This window comes from Denitrificimonas halotolerans (assembly GCF_034259425.1).
Taxonomy (GTDB): Bacteria; Pseudomonadota; Gammaproteobacteria; order Pseudomonadales; family Pseudomonadaceae; genus Denitrificimonas; species Denitrificimonas halotolerans.
The window spans coordinates 1-8,630 of the sequence record NZ_JAXIVU010000032.1 but is presented as its reverse complement, the minus strand read 5'-3'; the positions used below and the strand labels follow the sequence as shown (position 1 = coordinate 8,630).

The window sequence follows — 8,630 nt, the reverse complement described above, 5'->3', positions numbered from 1 at the left end:
CCGCGTTCGGTTATTTGTTTGATGGCCTCAGCTTTGAATTCAGGTGTAAAACGTGGTTTTGCCATGATGCTCTCCTAAAGGTTTATTCTAACTTAAGGAGTGTCTAGTGTTTTAGGGGAAGTCCATTGTTTTTTTCTTAGATATTAGCTGGTACACCGCTACTATGCTGGCGATTGCTCTCTCGTTTTCCAGCACAGTACTGGCAGCCAAAGTCCTTGAGGGCAAGCGTGAACTGCGTGCTTTCCACGGCCGCGTGGCCATCGGTATTTTGGTCGTGCAAGACTTGATCGCACTCTGCGTGATGAGTGTTGCAAGTGGGCAAACTCCTTCAATGTGGGCGTTGATTGTTTTTGGTATGCCGTTATTACGCCCAGTGATTTACCGTTTAGTCGATTACAGTGGTCATGAAGAGTTATTGGTATTGCTCGGACTCTTACTTGCCCTGGTCATTGGCGGCTATGGTTTTGAACAAGTCGGACTAAGTTCTGAATTGGGCGCTTTAGCATTTGGTGCTTTATTAGCCAATCACCCCCGCTCTAGCGAGTTATCTAAAGCCCTGTGGAGTATCAAAGAAATTTTCTTGGTAGGCTTTTTCTTACAGATAGGTATCGGCGGTCTACCTGATCAAAACGCTGTCATCTTCGCCTTAGTTTTAGCCATTGCATTACCCATTAAAGGTGCATTATTTTTCGGTTTAATGGTCATGTTTAAACTACGTGCCCGCAGTGCGTTTTTAACCAGTTTAAGCCTGACTAACTACAGTGAGTTCGGCCTTATTGTTGCTAGCATCGCCATTCCTGAATGGATTATTCCTCTCGCACTAACAGTAGCTTTTTCTTTTGTTGTGTCAGCTCCCCTCAACCGTTTTGCACACACCTTATACGAAAAGCTAAATAAACAACTCATCACATTTGAACGTAAAGGCTTCCACCCCGACGAACAACCGCTCTATATTGATGATGAAATTATCATTGTCGGTATGGGACGCACAGGGATGGCATCTTATAATTTACTCCGTGAGAACGGACATGCGGTGATAGGGATTGACTCCGACCCTATTAAAATTGAACAACAAGCGGAGGAAAACATTAACAGCTTATTTGCCGATGCTGAAGATTCAGTATTTTGGAAACGCTTACGTGCGCCACATCTCAGGTATGTCATCTTGGCGGCAAATGACTTAGAAGCTAAAACGCTCGCGGCACAGAAACTGCGGGAAAGTGGCTTTAAAGGTACTATTGTCAGCCATTGTTTATACCCTGAGCATGCCGATACGATTCGAGCAGCCGGTGCTGATTTCATTCATAAAACATTCTCAGAAACAGGCTTAAAATTAGCTGAACACGTTTTAGAGCAAGACGCTCAAATCCAGCAAGCCCGCCTTAAAAAATAAACTCCAATACGAGGTTTTCCCTACTCTTGTGATTTTGCTAAAAGAAGCCTAGCCCAAAGACTATGCTTAAAAAGCCTACCACGCTAACCGTGGTAGGCTTTTTACATTAAAACTCGTAACGTACACCAACAGAAGCCAAGTCAACATTGTGTTTCAGGCTCACCCGCTCATCATCGTAACGCAATTTTTTATTAGCCACACCTTGATAACGCTCATACTCTGCAATAACAGCCAGTTCTGGCGTAACGCTATAGCTCGCACCGATACCAAAAGAAGGTACCCACTCTCTGACCGTCTTATTCAACGAGCTAGAATCTACACCCACTCCAGAAACACCAACGCGCAAAGCATTCTTAGTTTTCAGATAGTGATAACCTGCTTTAGCAAATACTGTGAAATCTTCAATGGGATAGCTGCCCACAATATTGGCACCTACACCACTGGTCTCTGATTTAAATTTAGCAGACCCAACTGCGCTGGGTGCCATAACGTGCGAAGCTACACCTTTATAGCTAGCCTCACCTAAATTTAGATATTGGAACTCAAGAGCTACATACTCATTTGCTTGCAAACCAAGACCAATTTTATAGGCTGTATCTGAGCGATCACTTGAAGTACGACTGCTCACTCCGGGCATACTACCAACTTGATGAATCTCACTACGCAATACTTTTGCTGCTTTTGATTTATCAGCTTTAGCTTGGCCAACGCTGACCGTCACATAACTTTTAAGCTCATACGCCTGCAGTGCGGTTGTGGAAAGCCCAAATATAACTGCAGCCAATAATGTTTTTTTCAGCATCTTATAACTCCATGAATAATTTAATGCCACTATTAAGAGGGGATGAGTATATTCATGGTAAGTTTTATATCAAGCATACAGTTAAACTTGATATAAATATTGAAAAAAACCAATTAAAATAATACCAAATAACTAATACTGTTATAAATACTAATATATAAAACTTTGTGGCTAGAGCGAAAATCTACAATGAATATAATTTCATTATATTTTTATCCTTACAAATAATGTTTTAAAAACCTCTAATATTATTTAAAAATAACACAACTAATTCATTGACATCCTCCCCACTCTAAAGGACGGGAATTCCTACTGCTAGACGACCATGCCCGGCCGCGAGAATGTTACGTGCTGCGTTGATATCGCGATCATGGGTGACACCACACCCACTGCACGTCCATTCTCTTATTCCAAGTCCTGCGATACCTTTCGGCCTCGATTCGGGCAAGCTGCCACAACTCGAACAGGTTTGGGTGGTGTATGCCTCGTCAACTTCCTTAAAAGCAATGCCTACGTGAGCGCATTTATAGTCCAGCATTGTTTTTAATTGACCCCAGCCAGCGTCCAGCACTGACTTGGCCATCGTGGTTTTAACGCGTTTTAAGCGACCGACATTGCCCATATAGATTTCACCGCCACGGTTGACTAGCTCGCGGCTAAATTTGTGCAATGCGTCTTTTCTACGGTTAGCGATTTTCGTATGAATGGTTTTGACTTGAGTTTTATTTCTAGCCCGCTGTGCTATGGCTAATTTTTCCTCAAGATCGCGATAGAAGCGGCCCGCTTCTAGCTTGGTGCCGTCCGAGCAGGTGGTAGTGTCGATTAAACCAAGGCCAATACCAATGCCTGCACATCAACCAACACGTTGAGCTTGGCTGCAAAGGCTTTAGCAGTCTGTTAAGGGGTTAAGGGGCTGCTTACGCAGCCCTCGCTATCCATCCCCGCACTAAAAGTACGAGGTCTTACGCGATTTTGATAATTGAGCCACACCGTGCTGTAAAAACTCAGCAACATGCTCAGCGCCAGTATGGGTCAAGTGTGGCACTTGAGCTAAGCATGGTGCAGGCATCTGTTGCTTTAATGTGACTAAATTCTCCTCCAGACGAGCACAATTCGGATCCACTACATTAGCAATCCAACCAGCCAACTCTAGGCCATCACTTTGAATCGCTTGAGCAGTTAATAATGCATGATTAATGCAACCTAGCTTCACTCCAACCACCAAAATCACTGGCAGCTTCAGCGTTTTAGCAAAGTCAGACAAAAATGCTGTCTCAGAGAGAGGCACTCGCCAACCGCCCGCACCTTCAATCAGAGTAAAATCGGCTTGCTGCTGTAAAATAACCTGTGCTGCTTGGTATAAATCAGACACCTGTAACGCAACACCTGCTTCTTGTGCAGCAATATGTGGTGCTATAGCTGGAGCAAAAGCGTAGGGATTCACTTCGGCATAAGGACGCTTGATGCTACTTTGTGCCATCAGAGCAAGCGCATCGCTATTCTGTAAGCCCTCGGCCCTCACCTCACAACCAGATGCCACTGGTTTCATGGCTAAAGTGCTGTGCTGTTGTTGTTGTGCCGCACAGAGTAATCCTGCTGCAATACTCGTTTTTCCTGCATCAGTGTCAGTCCCTGTGATAAAATACGCCTGTGCCATGTTTAACCCTCTTGACTTAAAACACCATAGACCACTTGCCAAGTAGCTGGCAGCCCTTGCGGCTGACGGTACTCCTCATAGGCATTGAGTAAGCGCTCAAAGCCCTGTCGACTGACTAAACCTGGAGCACGCCCGTCTTGCACATGATCGGCTCCTAAATGCTTGAGCTCATGGGTCAATTCACGCACTTTATTGTAATAATAGGTGTGGGTATGGCAATGCACATCCACGACTGTTAAACCACTGCTCGCTGCCAGCTCTTGATAACGAGTGAAAGGTCTAAATTGGTTCACATGAGGGGCGTTATCCACAGCTTTCCAACTATTGCGCAACTCAAAGAGTGAACCCTCAGCTAAACTACTGAATAACAGCACGCCCCCTGGCTTTAATACACGCTTAATTTCACGGAGTAGCTGGGAGAAATCACTGCACCACTGCAAAGCTAAACTACTAAAAATTAAATCTTGACTGTGATCTGCTAATGGTAAATGCTCAGCATCAGCGCAAATATATGCCAGCGTTGGACAACGTTCACGGGCTACAACCAGCATGCCTTCGGCTAAATCTAACCCCAAGCCTTGTGCCAACGGCCAGCGCTGCTGTAACTGTTGACAAAAATACCCCGTACCACAGCCTATATCTAACCAACTTTGAGGTTGATGGCCTACTGAATTCAACTGTTGTGGCACTAAACTTAATAAACGACCACCAACAGCACGCTGAAACTCAGCCACACTGTCATAGGTGTTTGCCGCCCTGGAAAAGGCCGCAGCTACCTGTTGCTTATTACACTGCAACCGCTCAAGCATGCTGTTCATTGCCTATAAAAGAAGTAATAGATTGCGCCAGCAACTGTACTTGGGCGACTGGGCTAGCATGACTTTGCCCTAAGATCTGCACCTGTGCCTTTGAGTTTAACGCCTGCAAATCCGCTGCGACTGAAGCCGGCACTAAAGCATCGTTTTGCGCCAACATGTGCAATTGTGCTCCAGTAAAACGACTAATAGCACTCCGTGTATCTAGCTCAGCTAAACAATCCAGTCCAGCTAAAGAATCTTTGCTCGTCTGCGTCAGACCGTACAATTCACGTGATAATTGCCTTGCATGCTCAGCACCTTGACTACACAACAATGCAAAACGCTTTATGCCAGCTTGTAAATCCTCACTGCATAAGCGATAAAACTCACTGAAAGTTGACGCAGGCATCGCCTCAGACCATCCGGCGCGGGCAACAAAACATGCATTACTGGCGTAACTGATCACCCCAGGGCAACGCTCTACACGACGCGCAGCTAAAGTTGTGGCCAACATACCACCCAATGACCAACCTAGCAGCCAGCAGTGCTCCGGTAATTGCTGATCCAATTGAGCTAACACCACCTCAAGATTTAAACCCGCCATCTGCGGTAAAGGTTGAAGCTGCACCGTAAAACCCGCTAATGCATACTGCAACTCATCAGCTAAAGGCTGTAAAACAGTACTTGAAAACCCCCAACCCGGTAGGATCACTAACCTTTTATCCATGTTGCACCTCAGCTTGACTCTGCGCCAAAGCTTCTATGAGCTGCTGCACCTGTGCACTACTATGGGCTGCAGTGAGCGTAATTCGTAAGCGAGCACTGCCCGTAGGCACCGTAGGTGGACGAATCGCCCCTACCAGAATTCCCCGTTCACGTAATCGGTTCGCCATAGCCATTGCAGCACCGCTATCACCGACAATCACTGGTTGTATAGGAGTGGGACTCTCCACAAGATTCAAACCTAGGGTTTGCGCCCCTTGACGAAATTGCGCAATCAACTGTTGCAAATGCTCGCGCCGCCAGTGTTCGCTTTTTAACAGTTCTAAGCTGGCCAAAGTGGCACATGCCACTGCAGGCGGTGAACTCGTGGTATAGATATAAGGACGAGCAAACTGGATAAGGGTTTCAATTAGCGCCTCACTACCCGCAATAAAGGCACCAGAAGTACCGAAAGCTTTACCTAATGTACCCACCAAGACAGGTACATCTTCAGTACTTAAACCATAGTGCTCAACCAAGCCTGCTCCCGTTTTCCCTAGCACACCAAAACCATGTGCATCATCGACCATCAGCCAAGCTTGATGAGCATACGCTTGAGCGGCAAGTTCAGGTAAAGGTGCCAGATCACCATCCATACTAAACACACCGTCGGTCACCAGCAGAGTATTACCTTGTGCACGCTTAAAGCGTAGCTTTAAGCTGTCAAGATCATTATGCAAATAACGGCTAAAACGCGCGCCTGACAATAACCCAGCATCCAGTAAAGAAGCGTGATTAAGGCGATCGTGCAACACTGTGTCACCCTTACCTACTAAGGCTGTAATCACCGCTAAATTAGCCATATAGCCACTACCCATCAGCAAAACACGTTCACGCCCCGTAAACTCTGCTAAAGCATTCTCTAACTGATGATGGGGTTCACTGTGACCTATCACTAAGTGCGAAGCACCGCCGCCAACGCCCCACTGTGCAGCTCCCTGTTGCAGGGCTTCAATCAATTTAGGATGGTTAGCTAAACCCAGATAATCGTTAGAAGAAAAAGCCAAATACGCTTTACCATCTACTGTTACCACAGGACCTTGCGGACTTTGCAACAAGGGGCGTTGACGATAAAGATTATCAGCCTGGCGCGCAGCCAAACGGGCAGCAAGATCAAAACTCATGGTTATCCAAGATGTTTTAGGAGGGTAAAAAATTATGCAACGACACCCTATTAAAGTGCCGCTGCAATCAGCGATTAATGAGTCGCAGCATCGTAAAACAGCTTGGAATCACGCTGTTCAATAAGGGCATGTTCAATAGCAGCCTGATGCACTTCATCGGCATACTCTTCCCGTGCTTCAGGCTCAATACCTAAGCGAGCAAACAATTGCATGTCTTTATCTGCTTGCGGGTTACCTGTAGTCAAGAGCTTTTCACCATAGAAAATAGAATTAGCACCTGCTAAAAACGCTAAAGCCTGCATCTGTTCATTCATTTGCTCACGGCCAGCTGAAAGGCGCACGTGAGAGCGTGGCATCATGATCCGTGCTACAGCAAGCATGCGGATAAAGTCAAAAGGATCCACATCGTCTTCATGAGCCAACGGTGTCCCTTCCACCTTTACCAACATATTAATCGGTACACTTTCAGGGTGCTCCGGTAAATTTGCCAACTGGATTAATAGTCCCGCGCGGTCATTGATGGATTCCCCCATCCCTAAAATGCCACCAGAGCAAATTTTCATTCCAGCATCACGCACATAACTTAAAGTTTCTAAACGTTCAGCATAAGTTCGAGTGGTAATGATATGACCGTAAAATTCAGGTGAAGTATCAAGGTTATGATTATAGTAATCCAACCCTGCCTCAGCTAAAGCTTGAGTTTGCTCTTTGTCCAACTTACCAAGGGTCATACAGGTTTCTAGACCCATAGCCTTCACACCTTTGACCATTTCTAAAACATACGGTAGATCTTTAGCAGACGGATGTTTCCATGCCGCCCCCATGCAAAAACGGGTTGAACCAATTTCCTTAGCGCGCTTAGCCTCTTCAAGTACTTTTTGTACTTCCATCAACTTTTCTTTATCCAGCCCTGTGTTGTAATGACCTGACTGCGGACAATATTTACAGTCTTCAGGGCAAGCACCGGTCTTAATCGACAACAAAGTCGAAACCTGCACACGGTTAGCATTAAAGTGCTGACGATGCACCGTTTGTGCTTGGAAAAGCAGATCATTAAAAGGCTGCTGTAACAAGTCAGTGACTTCTTTTACTGTCCAATCATGGCGAGTCACTGCATTGAGGCTGGTGGTCATGGATTATCCTTTTTTATTTGCCGTTAGCAGACGGGTTGCTAAACTGGATTCATGCAAGATGCAAAGCATTAATAATCAAGGATGACGTCATGACCTGTCAACCATATTTTTTAACCAAGGTTTACCAGTGGCTGAAAAACCAACAAAGCTGTTTACTTTGTAGTGCGCCTAGCGCCCGAGCTTTAGCACTATGTGAGGCCTGTGAAGCTGACCTGCCTTGGTTGGGCTCTCAGTGTTTACAATGCGCTTTGCCCATACCAGATCAGCACGCCCTATGCACCGAATGCACCCATAACCCCCCATTTTTTAGCAAAGTCATTGCGCCATTTGAATATATTTTTCCAGTAGATACTTTAATCAACCGCTTTAAACATCAACAAAATTGGCCCTACGGAAAGCTCTTAAGTCACTTACTCGGGCACTATTTAAACTACTACTACGATGAAGGAGGCCTGCGCCCCGACTATATTGTTGCTGTGCCTTTAGCTAAGCAGCGACAACAAAAGCGTGGCTACAATCAAGCGCAAATACTGTGTGACTGGTTAAGCAAAGAGTTGAAATTAGTAAGCCAGCCACAACTCATTCGACGCACCCGTGAAACCCAAAGCCAGCAAGGACTAACAGCTCAAGAAAGGCAGAAAAATCTGCAGTATGCTTTTCATGTTCCACAACCGGAACGGATCAAAAATAAGCATATTGTTCTGGTCGATGATGTCCTCACCACGGGTACAACCTGCTCAACCATTAGTAGTTTACTCTTAGAGCATGGCGCTGCATGGGTTGAGGTGTACTGCTTGGCCCGCACACCTAAGCCCTCCAAGTACCGGCTCAGCCCTTGACATCCTCCCCGACCTAAAGGACGGGGATTCCTACTGCTAGACGACCATGCCCGGCCGCGAGAATGTTACGTGCCGCGTTGATATCGCGATCGTGGGTGACACCACACCCACTGCACGTCCATT

9 protein-coding genes and 1 pseudogene are annotated in these 8,630 nt (G+C 46.0%); 2 read left to right on the top strand and 8 right to left on the bottom strand.

Features of this window, described 5'->3' with window-relative positions:
* Window positions 1–124 precede the first annotated feature (124 nt).
* A pseudogene (locus TOI97_RS12895) lies at window positions 125–1,393 on the top strand (cation:proton antiporter domain-containing protein); the annotation flags it as partial.
* A gap of 106 nt (window positions 1,394–1,499) precedes the next feature.
* Here the strand turns inward: TOI97_RS12895 and TOI97_RS12890 are convergent.
* The 7 genes from TOI97_RS12890 to bioB all read right to left on the bottom strand — a co-directional run bounded on the left by TOI97_RS12890 (window position 1,500) and on the right by bioB (window position 7,668).
* On the bottom strand, window positions 1,500–2,195 hold the full coding sequence (locus TOI97_RS12890; RefSeq protein WP_321554540.1) for an outer membrane beta-barrel protein: 696 nt from the start codon (window positions 2,193–2,195) through the stop codon (window positions 1,500–1,502).
* Between the two features lie 292 nt (window positions 2,196–2,487).
* On the bottom strand, window positions 2,488–3,033 hold the full coding sequence (locus TOI97_RS12885) for an RNA-guided endonuclease InsQ/TnpB family protein (protein ID WP_321554541.1): 546 nt from the start codon (window positions 3,031–3,033) through the stop codon (window positions 2,488–2,490).
* Between the two features lie 108 nt (window positions 3,034–3,141).
* Window positions 3,142–3,852 (bottom strand): dethiobiotin synthase, encoded by a 711-nt coding sequence (bioD, locus tag TOI97_RS12880; protein WP_321554539.1) that lies wholly within the window; start codon window positions 3,850–3,852, stop codon window positions 3,142–3,144.
* A gap of 2 nt (window positions 3,853–3,854) precedes the next feature.
* Window positions 3,855–4,670: a malonyl-ACP O-methyltransferase BioC gene (gene bioC / locus TOI97_RS12875; protein ID WP_407651358.1), complete on the bottom strand. Its 816-nt coding sequence runs from the start codon at window positions 4,668–4,670 to the stop codon at window positions 3,855–3,857.
* Complete coding sequence (locus TOI97_RS12870) at window positions 4,654–5,376, bottom strand: alpha/beta fold hydrolase (RefSeq protein ID WP_321554537.1); 723 nt, start codon at window positions 5,374–5,376, stop codon at window positions 4,654–4,656. Before TOI97_RS12870 ends, bioC begins: the two co-directional genes overlap by 17 nt.
* Complete coding sequence (bioF, locus tag TOI97_RS12865; protein WP_321554536.1) at window positions 5,369–6,535, bottom strand: 8-amino-7-oxononanoate synthase; 1,167 nt, start codon at window positions 6,533–6,535, stop codon at window positions 5,369–5,371. Before bioF ends, TOI97_RS12870 begins: the two co-directional genes overlap by 8 nt.
* A 74-nt stretch (window positions 6,536–6,609) precedes the next feature.
* A complete protein-coding gene (bioB, locus tag TOI97_RS12860) occupies window positions 6,610–7,668 on the bottom strand; it encodes a biotin synthase BioB (RefSeq protein WP_321554535.1) in 1,059 nt (352 codons plus the stop codon).
* Between the two features lie 89 nt (window positions 7,669–7,757).
* Here bioB and TOI97_RS12855 point away from each other — a divergent pair, with 89 nt between their 5' ends.
* Window positions 7,758–8,507 (top strand): ComF family protein, encoded by a 750-nt coding sequence (locus TOI97_RS12855; RefSeq protein WP_321554534.1) that lies wholly within the window; start codon window positions 7,758–7,760, stop codon window positions 8,505–8,507.
* 13 nt (window positions 8,508–8,520) lie between these two features.
* Here the strand turns inward: TOI97_RS12855 and TOI97_RS12850 are convergent.
* Window positions 8,521–8,630, bottom strand: a 110-nt coding sequence (locus TOI97_RS12850; RefSeq protein ID WP_321552891.1) for a zinc ribbon domain-containing protein, incomplete at its 5' end; no start/stop codon positions are given.